Origin of the sequence: Bacillus sp. 2B09, from assembly GCF_003946835.1 — a bacterium.
Taxonomy (GTDB): Bacteria; Bacillota; Bacilli; order Bacillales; family Bacillaceae; genus Bacillus; species Bacillus altitudinis.
On the sequence record NZ_RPSG01000001.1, the window covers coordinates 173,550 to 193,339 of the forward strand.

The following is a 19,790-nucleotide window of genomic DNA, read 5'->3' on the forward strand; positions in this document are numbered from 1 at the left end:
TCCAGTCCTCGTACACCTTTCTTGCATATACTAGCATTGAGTCACATTTAGGAGGGATGACAATGTGCAAATGCAAGAGCAAACATTCCCACTCAAAATGCTATAAAAAGCATGACGATCATCACCATATGGATCCGTGTGAAAAAAAGAAGTTTTATCATAAAAAAGATGATTGGTTTGAGAGCGATTTTTGGGATACGTCAAGAAGCTACGATCCCCATTATTTTCCTAAAAGTGTCTGCAGCAGATGTAAGAAGCGTCGTAGAAAAAGACATAGCTTCTCATTTTAGTGTTTGACGCTACACCTGCTTTTTGTTTTCCCGGCTGAAAAGCCGGTTTTTTTGTTACATGTCGTTCTTTTCTTTCATATGGATAGGCTCATGAAACAGGTGCAGCTCATAGGATATGGCAACCTGAAAAAAAGGATGAGATACAAAATGAATAATATGAATAACCAAACCAACCATTACCATCAAGGAAATCCCTATCACACGTTTGAAAATGTGTATACAGCCAATCATGAGCATATGATCGCACCAAACATGCATGACCATATGAATATGCCAAATCATTATCATACCGGTAAAAAAGATGCTTATAGCGGACACCACCCGCATCATCATTCAGCCTATTCCCCTTTTACGAAGCAGTATGATCCCTATTCAAATGTACAGATGAACGATCACCATCACTTCGGTCACTACGGCGGTTATGGTATGGCTCCCCACCAGCCATACGGCTATCATGATATGCAAATGATGATGCCAGCAAATCATCATATGACAGGAAATGCTTACGGAATGAACCAACCAAATGCATTTCTACCCCGTTATTACTAAAAAACAAGCAAAATAAGGGTATAAAATACCATTTAATGACATATAGGAATATGGTAACCTTATAGGTAAATAATGGATGTAATCATCTATTATTTACCTATAATCAACCAAGGGGGAAGGAAGAAATGAAGAAAACATGGACAATCATTATGATGGGGATGCTGACATTGGTCATGGCACTCTCAGTACCGCTAGCCGCATCAGCTGAAGGGGCTAAAACAGAGGAAGGCAAAGCTTCAACGAATGCAAGGCCAGCTGCACTTTATGCAAAAATCACAGGAGCAAGTAAACAAGAATGGTCTTTTTCTGACATTGACCTGACTTACCGTCCAAATTCTGTTCTAAGTATTGGTGCAGTTGAATTTACTTTACCAGCAGGTTTTCAAGCCACAACAAAAGATATTATCAACGGAAAAGCTTTAAAAGACAGTTACATTTTGAACAATGGAAAAACTGTTCGCATTCCAGCTCGTTTCGATTTATTCGGAAGTTCCCAATATACATTACAACTTTCTCATAAAGTACTTCCTGCTGCAGGTACATATACGTTCCGCGCAGAAAATCGTGCGATCAGCATCGGTTCCACATTTTATGCAGAGGATACGATTGATATTAATAAACGGCCAGTTGTCGTCACACCGCCAAATCCTTGCGGATGCTAAACAAAAAAGCGCTCTTAGAGCGCTTTTTCTCATTTATTACATCTCTTGCCACTGTGCTTACTGCATTTTATATAATTGTTACACCATATCTCATGATGGTCTGTCATCATTAGTTGGCAAACCCATATATGGCGTTTTTTATTGTTATTTTTGCTCTTTTAGTTTTTTAAAAATCACAAATTGATATACGCCAAATAGTAAGGTTAGAATCATCATTGCGGTAAATAGTTGATCGACTGGAAGCAAAAAATATACGACAAAAAAAGATAAAAGCAAAACAAAGTAACCTATATTGAACGCTTTTTTAAATGTCATCATATTCCCTCCTTTTTACAATCATATCACGCTTCACCTAATCGTATAACCAAATAACAAAAACCCCTATCCATTTGAGGAAAGGGGTTATCCTTACAACATGACAGCGGGTGTTTATCTTCACATCACAACAACACGAAACAGACTATCGGATTGAAAAATTAATTGGTGGGCAAACCGATTCACCCACCAGCTAAAATCCTGCTACATCACCCGTTTAAACATCTTTTCCATTTCATAAGTGGAATGATGAATCATAATCGGCCGGCCATGCGGACATGTAAATGGGTCTTGTGTTTGCCGGAGTTCATCTAATAAGGCTTTGATTTCATCGTTACGCAAATGACGATTTGCTTTAATCGAGCCTTTACAGCTCATCATGATCGCCGCTTCTTCTCTCAGTTTCTTGATATCCACACGCTTTTCATCAAGTACTTGCTGAATGATTTCTTCGATGAGTTCAGCCTCTTCCCCTTTAGGAAACCACTGCGGATGCGATCGAACGATATAGCTACCTGATCCGAATGGCTCTAAGAAGACCCCTACTTTTGCTAAAATATCGATATGCTCTTCAATAATCAACATATCGTTTTTTGAGTAGTGAAAGGTTAATGGAACAAGCATTTCTTGCACTTCCTGTTCAATGTCTCCTACCTTTTCACGAAAGTACTCATACTTGATTCGCTCTTGGGCAGCGTGCTGATCGATGATATAAAGACCGCGTTCATTTTGGGCCAAAATATACGTTCCATGCATTTGTCCAATCGGATACATCACAGGGACACGTTCACTTTCAGCCTGATGCTGGGCTGCACTGTCTTCCAGTATCACTTCGTCATGTTGTTCATGCGAAGCTGCAGATTCCTCTACATATACATGGTCAAACGTTTCTTCAGACGATGCTGGTAAAGGCGCTTCCGTACTTTCCGGTTCACGCACCCCGTATGTGTCGTTCTGACTGGTCTCGTATACAGCCGATGCGAGTGAGTCCGGCTCATAGGAAACAGGTGTTTCCATTCGGCTTTTCATTGTTTGTTTAGAATCAAAAGATAAGGACTGTTGCTCATTTTTCACTGCTGGCATTGGTGCTTTTTTTGGCACTGAAGCACTTGGAATGAGCTGTTGCTTTTGAAAGACGTCCTTAATCCCTTGTTTGATCAACTCATGAAGTTCTTGCTCTTTACTTAGTCTGACTTCAAGTTTAGAAGGATGTACGTTCACATCGACTAAAATGGGATCCATCTTCATCTCAATAAATGTAATCGGATGGCGTCCGATCGGGAGCAGTGTATGGTATCCTTCATGAATGGCTTTCACCAGCGGGAAATGCTTGACATATCTACCGTTGACAACAGAAGACATATAATTACGTGATGCCCTTGTCACTTCTGGTAAGGAAATATAGCCTTTCACTTCAAAATCAAGTGATTGTACATGTAGTGGCAGCATTTTTTTGGCCACTGCCGTTCCATAAATGGCCGCAAGCACATGCCGCACATCTCCGTTTCCATTTGTTTGAAGCAGCACTTTTCCTTGATGTCGCAAACGAATCGACACTTCTGGATGAGCAAGTGCAATTCGGTTCACAACATCAGAAATGTTGCCAAGCTCCGTATGAACCGTTTTCATGTATTTTAGACGGGCTGGCGTATTATAAAATAAATTGGTGACCACAATTTCGGTGCCGCGACGGCCAGTGGTTTTTTTCTCCGAAATGATCTTCCCGCCTTGGAGAGCTAAGTGTGTTCCAGCACCTTCACCGGTACTTGTCTTCATTTCTAAGTGAGAGACGGAGGCAATACTTGGCAAGGCCTCCCCCCTGAAACCGAGCGTCCTGACACGAAACAGATCATTTTCATCTTTGATTTTACTCGTCGCATGACGCTGAAAGGCGAGCTTACAATCTTCAGCATCGATTCCCACCCCATTATCAATAATTCTAATAGAAGAAAGTCCTGCTTCTTCTACATCGATTTCAATGACAGTACTACTAGCATCGATCGCATTTTCCACGAGCTCCTTCACAACAGAAGCCGGGCGTTCGACCACTTCACCAGCTGCAATTTTATTTGATAGGTCATCGGATAACTGAATAATCTTTGCCATTTCTTGCTCACCTCACCTTACATTATAATTTCTTTTGCAATTCATATAGCTTTGTCATCGCTTCAAGCGGTGTCATATCCATTAAATTAAATGACTTCAATTCTTCGATCACTGCTTGATCTTTGTTTTTCAGCACAGGTTTTGTTTGCGGTTTTTCTTCCACTTCAAAGAAAGAAAGCTGCTGTTTTTCCTCAGCCATTTCTTGTTTCGGGGCTTTAGAGACGCTCGGAATCACTTCATGTGATCCGCTCTCAAGCTCCGTTAAGATGGTCTGGGCTCGATCAATGATCGCATCAGGCAGTTCAGCAAGCTGCGCTACATGGATGCCGTAGCTTTTATCTGCTGCTCCTTCTTTGATTTGATGTAAGAAAACAACTGTCCCTTCATGTTCTTCTGCTCGTACGTGGACATTTTTCAGTTCGCTTAATTGGGATTCCAGTACCGTCAGTTCATGATAATGAGTGGAGAAAAGGGTTTTGGCACCAATATGATCATGCACAAATTCAATGATTGCCTGTGCAAGAGCCATTCCATCATAAGTGCTTGTCCCGCGTCCAATTTCATCAAATAAAATCAAACTGTTCTTTGTCGCATGTACCATCGCATTTTTTGCTTCGAGCATCTCTACCATAAAAGTACTTTGACCAGAAATCAAATCATCTGCCGCCCCAATACGTGTAAAGATTTGATCAAAAATCGGAAGGGTTGCCTTTGATGCTGGCACAAAACAGCCAATTTGCGCAAGAATCGATATCAATGCCATTTGTCTCATATATGTGCTTTTCCCTGACATATTCGGACCAGTAATGAGCAAGGTTTGTCTCCCTTTGCCCATTTGGCAGTCATTCGGCACATACTCTTGATGATCCATCACTTTTTCAACAACAGGATGACGACCATCAATGACTTCCACTTCATCTGATGAAAATTCAGGGCGAACATAACGCCGTTTTTCACTCACAGTGGCAAAGCATTGCAGCGCATCAAGCTCACTCATTTGTTTTGCGAGCAACTGTAATCTAGGAATATAGGCTTTTACTTGTTCCCGAAGCGCAGAAAATAGTTCATATTCCAATTCACTAATATTTGATTCCGCCTCAAGAATAAGGGCTTCTTTTTCTTTCAATTCAGGTGTAATATACCGCTCTGCATTGGCAAGGGTTTGTTTTCTTTCATAACGGCCTTCTTCTAATAAATGCGTATTTGCACGGGTCACTTCGATATAGTAGCCAAACACTTTATTAAAGCCGACTTTCAACGATCGAATGCCTGTATATTCTCTTTCTTGCTGTTCAAGACGAGCGATCCAATCTTTCCCGTTTCGGCTCGCATCACGATATTCATCTAATTTTTCATTGTAGCCATCTTTAATCAAATTGCCTTCTTTTAACGTCATCGGCGGATTCTCATAAAGAGCATCTTCTAATAAATTAAGTAAATCACCGCATGGGTCAATGTCATTTGCTCTAGATTTCGCCATACCCTCTGGGAGAGAATGGACAAGCTCTTTAATAGCCGGCACTTGCTTGAGAGATTCTTTCAATTGAATAAGATCACGGGCATTCACATTTCCAAATGCCACACGGCCTGCTAGACGTTCAAGATCATACACTTGCTTTAAACGTTCTCGCAGATCCTCTCGCTCAAAGAAATGTTCCATCAAAATTTGCACCATTTCCTGGCGTTCTTTGATTTGTGAAAGGCGGATGAGCGGACGATCGACCCATTGCTTCAGCAATCTTCCGCCCATTGCCGTTTTTGTTTCATCTAATAGCCATAATAAAGAACCCTTCTTGCTTTTTGAACGGATGGTTTCTGTTAATTCAAGGTTTCGCTTTGAGTAAAGATCAATTTTCATCGTTTGTTCAAGCTGAAACTCTTGAACTTGCTGAAGATGATCAAGACTCCTTTTTTGCGTTCTTCTTAAGTATGCATAGAGTGTTAAAAATGCTCTTTTCAGATGTTCGTCAAGATGAGAAACGAGTCGTTCAGCTTCATCTATTAATTCAGCGCTATCTTCGTATGAGATGGTCGCTTGGCAGCGTTCCTTCAGGGTTTTCACCGTTTCTTCATCGAGCTGCTTTGATACCACAATCTCTTTTGCACCGACAGAATAAATTTCAGACACAACTTCATCTAACCGTTCAATGAAAGCCACCATGTTTTCACCTGTTGATAAATCGGAAAGCGCAAGACCGTAGCCATTTTGAAAGCTGGAAACAGACGCGATAAAGTTATTTTCGTTTTCATTCAGTCCTTTGCCATCCATGACCGTACCTGGTGTAATCAGTTGAACGACCTCTCTTTTGACCACACCTTTTGCCGTTTTAGGGTCTTCCACCTGCTCACAAATGGCGACTTTATAGCCTTTTTCAATCAGTTGTTCTATGTATGCAGACGCAGAATGATATGGAACACCACACATTGGAATCGTGCCGCCATCCCTGCTCGTTAACGTAATTTCTAATTCTTGTGCTGCTTCTTTTGCATCATCAAAAAACATTTCATAAAAATCGCCTAAGCGAAAAAATAAAAAGGCATCTTGGTAATCTGCCTTGATCTTTAAATATTGCTGTATCATGGGCGTATAACTTGCCATATTTCTAATCCCTCACTATATTACTTTCGAATTCATACCATCTTTCATTATAGCATAAAAATTCACCTTTTTTCCCTAGATCAAGGCACAAAAAAACTAGGGGGATATGCGCCCTAGTCATCAATTACTCTTCTGGATCACCCGCGAGGAATTCTGGATGAATATCTTCTAATTCCTCATCCACCTCTTCTTCCCATTCGTGATCATCTTTTTCTTTCCAGCTTGAATTGACTTCTACAACAATTTTGGTTTCCCCTACTACTTCAGCAATGAATTCACGCTCTGCTTGAACGACAATTTTATTGCCATTTGGAGAAATGGTCACTTCTAAGCAATTGGGCTGCTGCAAGACTTTCGCAATCACTTCGTGCTCATCATCAAGGAAGTTTTTATCTTTATATCTCAGTTTGATGATATCTACATATTTTACACGTTCTGTGACCACTTCGGTTTTCGTGTTGTCTGCGTAAGAATACCACACGTTAATATCAAATGTACCTTCAATCTCAACTGTTTTACCGACCTTTTCAGCATCATACTTATGATTAATGATCCAACCGCCTAGGATGCTGGTTGGTTTTTGCGATGGAGAAATGGTGTGTGTGCTTTGGGTAAATTTCCTCCCTTTTGCAACCACCGCTTTTGTAATAATTTCTCTGTATTCAGACATTCCGGCATGCCTCCTTGTTCTTGATCGTTTTATCTTATGCTGGGCATTCGTCTAGTGTGTCACGATTTTGAGTCTCATGTTCAATTAAATTCATTTCTGTTTCAGTGTATGCATGGTCGCCCATAAACTTGCCTTGAAAATTGGAAAAGTTGGAGAGTGAGAGATTGGGGTTGATGGAAGCTGAAAGATGTGATTTAATAATGAAGTCACAGTCCCTTTAGGAGTGGCTATATATAAAAATTAATATAAATTTTCGTTTAGAATTAAAGATTAAAATGAATATCAAAAAATTTTTACTTTTTTTAACTCGTATTAGGTATTTCATAAAGAAATAAACTAACCATATAAAATAAAATAGGGGCTGTGGCGTCAACAAATTGTTGATGTCACAGCCTTTAAACTACAAATAACAAATATAGATAAGAATACACAAACAAAAAACCCCGCATCTGCGGGGTTTTCTCATTTAATGGAGCAACTTGGGGATGAGTTTTTCACTTTTGAACCGGTTTCTCCTAATAAAAGGTCACCGCCGGTTGAAAGAATGATTTCATCCGTTACTTGATTAGAAATCGTGTGCGCTACAAGCTGAAGCAGGGAATTAACCTCTGTTTGTGATTCTTTGAATTCTTGAATCACTGGGATCTCATCCAGTTCTTCTTGCAGGGCATCAATTTTTTCTTCCACTTGTTTTAAGGCTTCATGTTTGCCATAATGCTTTAAATTCACAGCTTGCTTTTGAAGCGCCTTAATTTGATTAATGATCGCTGCAATTTTTGTATTTTCATTGATTTGCGCTTCTGCTTTTTTGAAGAAATCAACTTCTTCTGTTTCAGAAATCATTTTCGCGAGCTCTCTTGCGCGCTCGACAATCTCTTTCTTTGAATAAAGCGTCATTTTAATTCACCTCGATAGCTTCTCCAACCATTTCTCCGTCAAGAGACCAAGTTTTGGCTTGTGTGATTTTCACTTTGACGATGTTGCCAATCGCTTCTTTTGGTGCTTTAAAATTCACAAGCTTGCTTTTACTTGTATATCCGGCTAGGATCTCAGGGTTGTTTTTACTTTCACCCTCTACTAATACTTCGACAGTCTGCCCTTCATATTCCTTCATTTTTTTCGCAGAAATTTCATTTACGAGTGCATTCAGGCGCTGCAGACGTTCTTTTTTTACACGCATTGGCACGTTGTCTTTCATATTGGCTGCGGGTGTTCCTTCTCTTGGAGAGTAAATGAACGTATAAGCCGCATCAAACTCAACCTCACGATAGAGGGAAAGCGTCTCTTCAAACTGCTCATCTGTTTCATTTGGGAACCCAACGATAATGTCCGTTGTTAATGAAGCATTTGGCATTGCCTCTTTGATTTTACGCACTAGGTCAAGGTAACGTTCACGATCGTATTTTCTTGCCATGAGTTTCAGCACAGAAGAACTTCCTGATTGAACCGGCAAATGAATATGGTCGAGAAGGTTTCCGCCTTTGGCAAGCACTTCAATTAAGTGATCATCAAAGTCACGCGGGTGGCTTGTTGTAAAACGGATACGTGGAATATCGATTTTACGCAGCTCATCCATGAGGTGACCAAGACCATATTCCATGTCTTCAAAATCTTTTCCATACGCATTCACGTTTTGACCAAGAAGGGTAATTTCTTTATATCCTTCTGCTGCTAAGCGTCTGACCTCTTGAATAATTTCATCCGGACGGCGGCTTCTTTCCTTCCCGCGCGTGTAAGGGACGATACAATATGTACAGAATTTATCACAACCGTACATAATATTCACCCAGCCCTTAATTTTTCCTTGGCGGGCTCTCGGAAGATTTTCAATCACATCGCCTTCTTTAGACCAAACCTCAATGACCATTTCTTTTGACAGGTAGCATTCAGATAATAGCTCTGGCAGGCGGTGAATGTTGTGGGTACCGAAAATCAAGTCAACAAATGGGTGTTTCTTTAAAATACGGTTAACGACAGATTCTTCTTGTGACATGCATCCGCAGACGCCTAAGATTAAATCTGGCTTTTCACGCTTTAATGCTTTTAAATGACCAAGCTCTCCAAACACTTTGTTTTCTGCATTCTCACGAATGGCACAAGTGTTTAATAAGATGACATTCGCATCTTCAGTTGAATTTGTTGGTTCATAACCAAGCGCCATAAAAATACCAGCCATCACTTCTGTGTCATGCTCATTCATTTGACAGCCATATGTGCGAATATAAAACTTGCGGCCGTTCCCTAACCCTTGAAACCGCTCGTCAATTTGAAATTGATTGTATTCGACTTCTTCTTTACCCCGTTTTTTTGCATCTTTTAAGGAAGGCGGAATGTACACAGCTTCAAAATATTGGCTGTAGTCCTTCTCGGATTTTTTGTCCGATGAACTTACTTGTCCGCTCGCTTTTCTCTGCTCTTCATTCATGAATTTGTACTCCTTTCAAACCAAGCTCCACCCTACAGTATAGACTATTTTGTCGTGAATTGAAAATAAATTCATATGTGTTTTTTCTATGAAAAATGTCTATTCATCTGGACAGTCATCAATACTCTTGATCAAAAGAAAAGAGAGCCTCAGCTCTCTCAATCAAGTATATTCAGTTTTTTTGCTTCTTCTTCGATGATTGTCAGTGCACGGTCAAGCTCTTCTTTTGTGTGCTCTGCTGTGATGATGGCTCTAATTCTCGCTTTTCCTTTCGCTACAGTTGGAAAAGCAATGCCTTGAGCGAAAACGCCGCGCTCGATTAATGCTTTTGAAAACCGGAAAGTGAGTGCCTCGTCTCCAATCATCATTGGAATAATAGGCGTTTCTGTTGGTGCCACCTCAAATCCAAGATCGATGACTTTTTCTTTAAAATAGGCCGCGTTCTCCCAAAGTGTTTCAATGCGTTCCGGTTCGTCTAACAGCACTTCAATGGCTTCTTCACAGGCTCTTGTGACAGCCGGCGGATGTGAGGTGCTGAATAAAAACGGTCTTGCTTTATGCTTTAAATAGTCGATTAAAACCGCAGAACCAGCGACGTAACCGCCTAGCACACCAACTGCCTTACTAAGTGTGCCAACCTGAATATGCACTCTGCCGTCAAGTTGAAAATGATTCACTGTTCCGCGGCCATTTTCACCAAGTACTCCAGACGCATGGGCATCGTCTACCATCACAAAGGCATCATATGCTTCTGCAAGTCTTACAATCTCAGGAAGCGGTGCAATATCTCCATCCATTGAGAACACACCATCTGTCACGATAAGACGGACGCGGTAATTCATCGATTTCTTTAATATTTTCTCAAGCTCTTCCATATTAGAATGAGCATATACTTTTTTATCTGCTTTTGTTAAGCGAATCCCATCGATGATTGATGCATGGTTCAGCTCATCTGAAATGACAATATCATCTTTTGTGAGAATACTGGATAAGACCCCTTGGTTGGTCGTAAAGCCTGATTGGAATACAAGGGCTGCCTCTGTCTTTTTGAAAGCAGCTAGCTTTTTTTCAAGCCGTTCATGCATTGTCATCGTTCCAGCAATGGTTCGTACAGATCCTGTTCCAGCACCGAATTCATCAATCGCCTCTTTTGCCGCTTTCATCAGCCTTGGATGTGAGGTGAGACCTAAGTAGTTATTTGAAGAGAGTTGTATGACGGATTGTTCATTTAATGTCACCGTGGAAGATTGTTTGGAATCGATTTCTTTCAGTGTTTGATGGGTGCCTTGCTGCTTCATTGTGTCTAATTCATCTTGTAAATACGTAAATTCTTTCATCATTTCGTCCCCCTTTGATATGATGGCATGATCAGTACAACCTTCCCGCACGTACCATTTCTCATGAGTTCAAATCCCTTTTCAAAATCTTCAAATGGCAGCGTATGGGTGACAACCGGCTTTACATCAATGGTATTCGTTCTTAAAAGTTCAGATACTTGACGCCACGTCTCAAACATTTTTCTCCCCGTGATCCCTTGCACGGTTAATCCCCTAAAAACAATTTGATTCGTAATGTCAATGGTTACCGGCCGCTCTGGCAAACTTAGTATATTCACTTTCCCTCCATTTGCACAAGCTTCGAGTGCTTGATTAATCGCAACGGGATGTCCTGACATCTCACACATCACGTCTGCCCCTTCCATCCGCGTGAGCTGCTTGATCATGGCAACAGGATCATCTTTTCCGATATCCACGATATGATCTGCACCCATTTTACGGGCAAGATCCAGTCTGTATTCATTTTTATCAACAGCGAACACTTGGACAGCCCCGGAGGCTTTTGCAACCGCAATCGCCATTAAACCAATGGGCCCGCAGCCAAAAACCGCCACTGACTTTCCTGAAACAGGTGTATGCAGAACTGTATGAACAGCATTTCCAAGCGGTTCTTGAATAGATGCAAGTTCCACTGGCATTTGAGCTGGATTATGCCACACATTTTGTTCTGGTACTTTGACATATTCAGCAAAACAGCCATCAATGTCGACCCCTAAAATTTTCGTTTCGCTGCACAAATGCTGCTGACCCGTTAAACACATATAACACTGATTACAGACAATATGCGTCTCAGCCGATACAAAGTCCCCTACTTTTGCTCGTGAGACTTGGTTCCCCGTTTTGACAACTTCCCCTGTGAATTCATGACCAAAAATGTACGGTGCTTTGACTCTCCCCTTCGCCCAATCATCCCAATTATAAATATGCACATCCGTTCCGCATATCGATGTAGCCTTTACCTGGATAAGCACTTCATGATCCCTTATTTCTGGAATCGGCATTTCCATCATCGCCGCTCCGTAAGCGCTTTCTTTTTTAACAATCGCTTTCATCGTTCCACACATGACGTACAACCCCTTTGTTAAAAAACTTCTCCCAATCCGATCTTATCATGTCTTATTTTAGACGTAAATACCGCTGTCTTTCAGGAGAAGACAAATGAACACTCCACATATTTTTTTAGATATTTTTCTAAAAAAAAAAGCAAATCTCCTTTTATTCGGAGATTTGCTTTTAAGTTGTCAGCGTTTTTTTGAAACGGCTACATATAAAGCCGGCACAATCAGTAGTGTCAGAATCGTTGAGAAAAAGACACCTGATACGATGCAGATCGCTAGCGGCTTAAAGAGTGGGTCATTACTTAAAGCAACGGGCATAAGAGCGACAAGTGCTGTAAATGCTGTCAGCAAAATAGGTCTAATCCTTGCTCTCCCCGCTTCAATCACAGCTGCCTGTTGATCGAGACCTTGCTTGCGCCGCTGTTCAATAAATTCAAACAAAACGACCGCATTTCGGACAACAATACCTGCCAATGAGACAATCCCCATTGTGGCCATAAAGCTAAACGGCGTTTGAGTGACAAATAGTCCAATAATGGCGCCGGAGATCGCTAAGTAAACCGTTCCAAGAACTAAAAGCGGGAGCAGGAGTGAATTGAACTGGAAAGCGATGGTCACATAAATGAGCAGCAAAACTACCCCAAATAAGAGACTAATTTCAATAAAGAATTGAGTTTGATCTTCATTTTCTCCGCCCTGAGAAATGGTCAAATTCTTCGCTGCATCGCTTTTCCCAACTTCATTTATGACTTCTGTCATATCGTCTTTAAACGTATCTGATGTACCAGGATATGCCTTTAACGTGATCGTCGGCATCCCGTTTTCATGCGGAATGCTTTCATACTGCTCTGTTTCTTTTTCCTTTACGTATCGGCTAAGCGGCTCAAGTTGAGGCATGCCACCCTCATTTGGACTCACAGGCACCTTGATGTCTTTTAGCTTCAGTCCGTTTTGATGTGTGCTCATGTCTTGTTTCACTACGAGGTCGATGTCATCTGTTCCTTGTTTAAAGGTGCCTAATGGAATTCCTTCTGTAACAAGGCCAAGCTGTCTGCTGACAAACTGAGCAGTGAGCCCATCCTCTGCCATTCGGTCACGATTCAATTCAAATGAAATGGTTTTCACCGGTTGATTGACATCGTCTGTGATCAGGCTCGCTCCGCTTTCTTTCATTTCTTTTGTGAGCTTCTCTTTCACATCCACGAGTTTTGAAAATTGTTCTCCTGCAACAGTGACGGTCACAGGCGCTCCAGTTGGCGGACCTTGAACAATGGTTTTCATAAAGATATCAGCATCTTTAAATTTCTTTCGCAATGGCTCTGTCATACGATCGATCAATGCTTTGCTTGTCATCTGATTATTGTCAACTCTGACAACAATCTGACCAGTATGATCACTTGCGTTTGAGATACTTTCATTAAACAAGTTCGGCACACCGCCGCCTGCAAAAATGGCCGTCTCTTCAATGCCTTTTTGCTGTTTGATCTCTTGTTCTATTTTCTCTAATGTGTCATTTGTTTTATCTAAGGTTGTTTCACTCGGAAGTGTCACAGTGACAACAACCTCTTTCTTATTCGCCGCAGGGAAAAACTCAAATGGTGTGGCGAAAATAAGCAAAAAGGCAAGTGTGGCAACGAGCAAACCACTTAATCCAATGAGAAGTGGTCGCTTCACGATGTTTGTCAGTACTCGATCTGCATAAAAATCAGCTAATCTTTTTAATGGTTTGCCTAAAAAACCCGGTTCTTTTTGAATCTTCTTGTTCTTTCTTTTTCGGTTTGCTGTATATTGATACACTGGCACAAGTGTCAATGAAATGACCATTGACGCAAGTACAGTTGTGACTAGAACAGACGGTAACGCTCGAATAAATGAACCGTTCGCACCAGAAAGGAAAACAAGCGGCAAGAAGGCAAAGACAACAGCCAGTGTTGACGTCAAAATGGATCCAGCCACTTCTTTTACACCTGCAATTGTTCCTTTAAGCGGACTTTCGTATTTTTTCATCTGCCTCAAAATATTATCGTTGACGACAATGGCGTCATCTACAAGTATCCCTAGCGCAATGATAAAGCCAATAATTGAAATTTGATTAAGGTCCACTTGTAAAAACGGCAGCGGGATGGTTCCGATCGTTATGGATAGCGGAATCGCAAGTGAAACGATAAACGCACCACCAATGGTTAGACCAAGTGTGGTGACGACAATGACGGCGATGACGGCCACGATCGCTTCTTTGATTAAATCGTTAAAAATAGCATCTACTTCACTTTTTTGTGAATAGTAGTCTATCCAATCCACACCATTTGGCAGCTCTTTCTCTTTTTCAATGACCGCACTGACTTTGTCATACATTTTAGGAATATCCAGTCCCGGCTTGATATTGACTGTAAATGAATAGGCTGGCTTTCCGTTATATGAAACGATATCACTTTTCTCTTTTTCTACTTCTTTTAAACGACCAAGCTCACCGATTGTAACAGGCTCTCGGCTCGTTTTTGAGAAAATCTCAATCTTTTTCATTTGATCTAAACGATCATAAGCATCAATGGACAGCTTGACCTTTTCTCCATCTGCCTGGACGTCACCTAGAGGGGATGTGCCAAATTCTTGATTGATGGCATTTGTGACATCGGTCACGTTTAACCCGTTATCCTCCAGTTTACTTGAATCCAAGTTCAATATGGCTTGTTTGTCATTGAATCCTTTGATGACAACTCCATCAACACCTTTGATGTCCTCCACTTTTTCTTTTAACGCACGCAGCGATTTCTGACTTTTTGCTAAATCAGATGAGTTACTTGCTACAATCATATAAGAACCAACTGGCACATTGCCAAACTCATCCTTTACATCTGGCTCCATCACACCATCTGGAAAAGAAGAGGCGGCATTTGTGGTTTCACTCTTGATTTGACTTGCCACCTTTTGAAAATCGGCTTGATCATCAATTTCAAGCACAATATTTGAGAAACCAATAGCAGAAACAGAGCTTGTCTTCTCTACACCATTGATATCAGAAATGGCCGACTCGAGCTTATTGGTGACATCACTTTCTACCTGTTTTGCATCAGCACCAGGGAAAACAGTCGAAATGGTTACAATATTTGCTTGAAACTCTGGCAGTTCTCGTTTAGGAAGCTGTGTAAACAAATAACCTCCAGCAATGAGAACGATAAAAAATAAAATAAAAACAAGCTTTCCTCTTTTTAAAAAAGCTTCGATCATTATTTCACCTACTTAAATATTTATTTTTGATGAAGTATTTTCAACTTAATCTTAATTTATCATCATGGTGAAAAAATGCAAGCTCTAATATGTCATTTTCTATCTATTTTGTGAAAGAAATATGTTATATGAGAAATGTATAGCGGTAAACAAAAACAACCTGCTTACATGATGTAAGCAGGTTGAAAATAATAAAATTAGAATTATCGTGGTTCAACAATCAGTTTGATTGCTGTTCTTTCTTCTCCATCGATAAGAATGTCAGTAAAGGCTGGAATGCATATCAAATCCACTCCGCTAGGCGCAACAAATCCCCTTGCAATGGCGACAGCCTTGACCGCCTGATTCAGTGCTCCAGCGCCGATAGCCTGTATTTCCGCTGCACCGCGTTCACGTAAAACGCCGGCTAATGCTCCTGCTACTGAATTTGGATTTGACTTTGCTGAAACTTTTAAAATTTCCATTTTTGCTCCCCCTTAAATTTACAATGGATAAGTGAGTGTTCATTAGAACAATCTTTGTTAGATGTTGCTATTTTTTTGAAAATCCATCCCCAAAATGTTTTTCAAAAATAGCAGGCTACCTACCATTTTTACTATATTCACGATAGAGGGCGCATATTCCTTCTTTCTGATTAATATTTTTCTGAAATAAATATGTGAATATTTATTCAAAGAAAATATGGTCATCATTTATCAAAATTCGATCAATTTTGACAGCTTTTTTCGACGATTCGTCAATTTCTACGATCACTGCACTTAATGTCGTGCGGCCTTCTGCAATTTCAAAACGGACAGGGAGGCTCGTTTTAAATCGTTTAATAATCGTTTCCCGATCAACACCTAAAATACCGTCATAAGGACCAGTCATGCCAACATCCGAAATATAAGCAGTTCCTTTTGGCAAGACGCGGTTATCTGCTGTTTGAACATGTGTATGTGTTCCAACGACACATGATGCACGGCCATCTGTATACCAACCCATTGCTTGCTTTTCACTTGTGGCTTCACCATGAAAATCAATAAAAATAAACGGTGTACGTTTTGAAGCTTCTGCTATGAGCTCATCTACTTTTTGAAATGGGCAGTCAATCGGAGGTAAAAATGTGCGGCCTTGCAAGTTGATGACAGCTAGTTCTTTACCTTGTTTTTTAATAAAAGTAAGCCCTTTCCCTGGTGTACCTTGCGGGAAGTTTGCCGGACGAACAATATGGGGTGCATCATCGATGAAATCGAAAATGTCTCTTTTATCCCATGTATGGTTCCCCATCGTGAGCACATCAGCCCCAGCTTGAAGCAGCTCATGATAGATTTTTTCAGTAAGACCTTTCCCATGAGCCGCATTTTCTCCATTGACAATCGTAAAGTGTGGCTGATATTTTTTCTTTAGCTTTGGCAAGTATTCTTTCAGTGTATCTCTGCCAGGTGAACCAACGATATCTCCAACAAATAATATTTTCATACGTTTTGAACCCTTTCTCTTATAAAATGATCTTCTTATCAGTGTTGCATATTTACACAAAAAAATAAAGCGGCGCTAAGCGCACCGCTCTATTTTGCATACTCTACTGCGCGAGTTTCTCGAATAACTGTCACTTTAATGTGACCAGGGTAATCGAGCTCGTCCTCAATCCGCTTACGAATATCCCTTGCTAGACGGTGAGCTTCAAGATCATTAATTGAATCTGGCTTCACCATAATACGCACTTCACGTCCAGCTTGTATCGCAAACGATTTTTCAACACCTTCATAAGATTCAGAGATGTCTTCTAATTTCTCAAGTCTCCGAATGTAATTTTCAAGCGTCTCACTTCTTGCACCAGGGCGTGCTGCAGATAATGCATCGGCTGCCGCAACAAGAACAGCGATAATAGATGTCGGTTCTTGGTCACCATGGTGAGATGCAATACTGTTGATGACAACAGGATGCTCTTTATATTTCGTCGCAAGCTCAACGCCAATTTCCACGTGGCTTCCTTCTACTTCATGATCAATGGCTTTTCCAATGTCATGCAGAAGACCTGCTCGTTTTGCAAGCTTTGCATCTTCTCCAAGCTCTGAAGCCATGAGACCTGCAAGATGTGCAACCTCAATTGAATGCTTCAGGACATTTTGTCCATAACTTGTACGGAATTTTAAGCGACCGAGAATTTTGATGAGATCCGGATGCAAACCGTGAACTCCGACTTCAAATGTCGTTTGCTCACCCATCTCGCGGATATAATCATCGACTTCACGGCGTGATTTTTCCACCATTTCTTCAATTCGTGCAGGATGAATACGTCCATCCTGGACTAGCTTGTCCAGAGCTATCCTCGCTGTTTCACGTCTTATCGGATCAAAGCCCGATAAGATGACAGCTTCAGGTGTATCATCAATGATCAGGTCAATACCTGTTAACGTTTCTAACGTACGGATATTTCGTCCCTCACGTCCGATAATACGACCTTTCATCTCATCATTTGGAAGATTGACTACAGATACTGTTGTTTCAGCTACATGATCAGCTGCACAACGCTGTAACGCAAGTGAAAGAATGTTTTTCGCTTTTTTATCAGCCTCTTCTTTCGCCCGGTTTTCAGATTCTTTCGTCATGACTGCAATGTCGTGGGAAAGCTCATTTTCAACTTGATCCAGAATGATTTGTTTCGCTTCATCTCGAGTTAGACTAGAAATACGCTCCAACTCAGCTTTCTGCAAACGAATCATATCATCCACTTTGCTTTCCATCTCTTCAATATGTTGTTGTCGTTCATTCAGAGAATGATCTCTCTTCTCCAACAGGGACTCCCGTTTATCTAAAGATTCATCCTTGCGATCAAGGTTTTCCTCTTTTTGAAGTAAACGGTTTTCTTGTCTTTGAAGCTCATTACGTCTTTCACGAACTTCTTGCTCCGCCTCTACACGAAACGAATGAATTTCATCTTTCGCTTCTAAGAGCGCTTCTTTCTTCAATGCTTCCGCATCACGCTTTGCATCCTCAACAATTTGTTCGGCCATGTTTCTTGCGCCGGATATTTTTGCTTCTGCAATGGTTTTACGAACAAAGTAGCCAACAACTAAACAGATTAGGCTCAGCAAAATGGAGATGATCGTAAACATCGTAGGCGACATATTTTCACCTCCTCTTGCTATGAACTTGGTTTTACAAATAAAGTGTCGGCATGTACATTGTTTTGTGTCTCAACATACAGGGCCTTCACAGGGAATGAGATCCTCACTGCCCTTGTCAAGTTTAAATTAGTTATCAATCATGTTAAGAAAAACAAGTGATACATTCCCATTGTAATTGTGTCGGAAATACTTGTCAAGCTAGTCAGACTAAGGCGTAAGTCGTTATTTCAAGCAAAGACAGAACTTTTGACCCGCTAGCTGTTATGTAATTGTAAAAAAAAGACGCTTTTCAGCGTCTTTTTAGTCATTCAATTCCAATTCTTCTTGTCCTTCTTCGTCAGTTGATTTCACTCCGTTTGTATCCAAACCGTAGTGCTCCCTGATCTGCTCTTGAATCATAAGAAGAATGTCTTTATTCTCTTTTAGGAATTGCTTCGCATTTTCACGTCCTTGTCCAAGACGTTCCTCTTGATAAGAATACCAAGCCCCGCTCTTTTGTACGATATCTAGTTCGCTTCCAAGGTCGATGATTTCTCCCTCTTTCGAGATCCCTTCACCGTACATAATGTCTACTTCGGCAATACGGAATGGCGGTGCCACTTTGTTTTTCACAACTTTAATTCTCGTTTTGTTCCCCATGATGTCGTTCCCTTGTTTCAACTGTTCAGCACGGCGTACTTCTAAACGAACAGATGAATAGAACTTAAGTGCACGTCCACCAGGCGTTGTTTCAGGATTACCAAACATAACCCCTACTTTTTCACGAATTTGGTTAATAAAGATCGCAATTGTTTTTGATTTGTTGATAGCACCAGATAGTTTACGAAGTGCTTGAGACATCAAACGTGCTTGAAGACCAACGTGTGAATCTCCCATGTCTCCTTCGATCTCTGCTTTTGGTACAAGAGCAGCTACTGAGTCAATGACAACAATATCAACTGCACCACTACGAACAAGTGCTTCTGCAATTTCAAGTGCTTGTTCTCCTGTATCCGGCTGAGAAAGTAACAACTCATCAATGTTGACACCTAATTTTTGAGCGTAAACTGGATCTAGCGCATGCTCCGCATCGATAAATGCAGCTTGTCCTCCCTGCTGCTGAACCTCAGCAATCGCATGAAGTGCTACTGTCGTTTTACCAGAACTCTCTGGACCATATACTTCAATAATACGGCCGCGAGGGTATCCACCTATTCCAAGCGCAGTATCAAGTGCTAACGAACCACTAGGTACTGTTGAAATACGTGTATCTGTTTGCTCTCCTAGTTTCATAATAGAGCCTTTACCAAACTGTTTTTCTATTTGTTTAAGAGCCATATCTAAGGCTGCTTGACGATCACTCATTCTATTGTTTCCTCCTTTATCAATTCCACTATCTATACTATACCTTGTTTTACGTCATTTGCCAAGAAAAAAACGAACACATATTCGATTTTTT

General features: G+C 40.9%; 15 protein-coding genes. 2 read left to right on the plus strand and 13 right to left on the minus strand.

Features of this window, described 5'->3' with window-relative positions:
• Positions 1 to 437 precede the first annotated feature (437 nt).
• Together EBQ12_RS00935 and bslA are read left to right on the plus strand one after the other, a co-directional pair.
• On the plus strand, positions 438 to 839 hold the full coding sequence (locus EBQ12_RS00935; protein ID WP_008344023.1) for a hypothetical protein: 402 nt from the start codon (positions 438 to 440) through the stop codon (positions 837 to 839).
• Positions 840 to 964: 125 nt separating this feature from the next.
• Positions 965 to 1,501, plus strand: a complete 537-nt coding sequence (gene bslA, locus EBQ12_RS00940; protein ID WP_017359045.1) for a biofilm surface layer hydrophobin BslA — start codon at positions 965 to 967, stop codon at positions 1,499 to 1,501.
• A gap of 144 nt (positions 1,502 to 1,645) precedes the next feature.
• Here the strand turns inward: bslA and EBQ12_RS19275 are convergent, their stop codons facing one another.
• The 13 genes from EBQ12_RS19275 to recA all read right to left on the minus strand — a co-directional run bounded on the left by EBQ12_RS19275 (position 1,646) and on the right by recA (position 19,696).
• A complete protein-coding gene (locus tag EBQ12_RS19275) occupies positions 1,646 to 1,816 on the minus strand; it encodes a hypothetical protein (protein ID WP_017359046.1) in 171 nt (56 codons plus the stop codon).
• A gap of 204 nt (positions 1,817 to 2,020) precedes the next feature.
• Positions 2,021 to 3,922, minus strand: coding sequence for a DNA mismatch repair endonuclease MutL (gene mutL / locus EBQ12_RS00945; RefSeq protein ID WP_125588839.1), 1,902 nt, complete (start codon positions 3,920 to 3,922; stop codon positions 2,021 to 2,023).
• 22 nt (positions 3,923 to 3,944) lie between these two features.
• Positions 3,945 to 6,521 carry a DNA mismatch repair protein MutS gene (mutS, locus tag EBQ12_RS00950; RefSeq protein WP_125588841.1) on the minus strand — a complete coding sequence of 859 codons (2,577 nt, stop codon included), beginning with the start codon at positions 6,519 to 6,521 and terminating at the stop codon, positions 3,945 to 3,947.
• A 124-nt stretch (positions 6,522 to 6,645) separates the two neighbouring features.
• Positions 6,646 to 7,191 carry an outer spore coat protein CotE gene (cotE, locus tag EBQ12_RS00955; RefSeq protein ID WP_007499466.1) on the minus strand — a complete coding sequence of 182 codons (546 nt, stop codon included), beginning with the start codon at positions 7,189 to 7,191 and terminating at the stop codon, positions 6,646 to 6,648.
• 462 nt (positions 7,192 to 7,653) lie between these two features.
• Positions 7,654 to 8,088: a regulatory iron-sulfur-containing complex subunit RicA gene (gene ricA / locus EBQ12_RS00960; protein WP_008344661.1), complete on the minus strand. Its 435-nt coding sequence runs from the start codon at positions 8,086 to 8,088 to the stop codon at positions 7,654 to 7,656.
• A gap of 1 nt (position 8,089) precedes the next feature.
• Positions 8,090 to 9,616, minus strand: coding sequence for a tRNA (N6-isopentenyl adenosine(37)-C2)-methylthiotransferase MiaB (gene miaB, locus EBQ12_RS00965; protein WP_007499471.1), 1,527 nt, complete (start codon positions 9,614 to 9,616; stop codon positions 8,090 to 8,092).
• Between the two features lie 158 nt (positions 9,617 to 9,774).
• Complete coding sequence (locus tag EBQ12_RS00970) at positions 9,775 to 10,956, minus strand: glycine C-acetyltransferase (RefSeq protein ID WP_125588843.1); 1,182 nt, start codon at positions 10,954 to 10,956, stop codon at positions 9,775 to 9,777.
• Positions 10,953 to 12,017: an L-threonine 3-dehydrogenase gene (gene tdh, locus EBQ12_RS00975; protein WP_057079520.1), complete on the minus strand. Its 1,065-nt coding sequence runs from the start codon at positions 12,015 to 12,017 to the stop codon at positions 10,953 to 10,955. The genes EBQ12_RS00970 and tdh overlap by 4 nt, the downstream gene beginning before the upstream one ends.
• 177 nt (positions 12,018 to 12,194) lie before the next feature.
• The gene (locus EBQ12_RS00980) at positions 12,195 to 15,239 is read right to left on the minus strand and encodes an efflux RND transporter permease subunit (protein WP_125588845.1); all 3,045 of its coding nucleotides are present in this window, start codon (positions 15,237 to 15,239) and stop codon (positions 12,195 to 12,197) included.
• A gap of 203 nt (positions 15,240 to 15,442) precedes the next feature.
• Positions 15,443 to 15,703, minus strand: a complete 261-nt coding sequence (gene spoVS, locus EBQ12_RS00985; RefSeq protein ID WP_003211281.1) for a stage V sporulation protein SpoVS — start codon at positions 15,701 to 15,703, stop codon at positions 15,443 to 15,445.
• Positions 15,704 to 15,905: 202 nt separating this feature from the next.
• Positions 15,906 to 16,700, minus strand: coding sequence for a TIGR00282 family metallophosphoesterase (locus tag EBQ12_RS00990; protein ID WP_008344680.1), 795 nt, complete (start codon positions 16,698 to 16,700; stop codon positions 15,906 to 15,908).
• 89 nt (positions 16,701 to 16,789) lie between these two features.
• Positions 16,790 to 18,352 (minus strand): ribonuclease Y, encoded by a 1,563-nt coding sequence (gene rny / locus EBQ12_RS00995; protein WP_003211958.1) that lies wholly within the window; start codon positions 18,350 to 18,352, stop codon positions 16,790 to 16,792.
• 300 nt (positions 18,353 to 18,652) lie between these two features.
• On the minus strand, positions 18,653 to 19,696 hold the full coding sequence (gene recA, locus EBQ12_RS01000) for a recombinase RecA (RefSeq protein ID WP_007499478.1): 1,044 nt from the start codon (positions 19,694 to 19,696) through the stop codon (positions 18,653 to 18,655).
• Between the last annotated feature and the right edge of the window lie 94 nt (positions 19,697 to 19,790).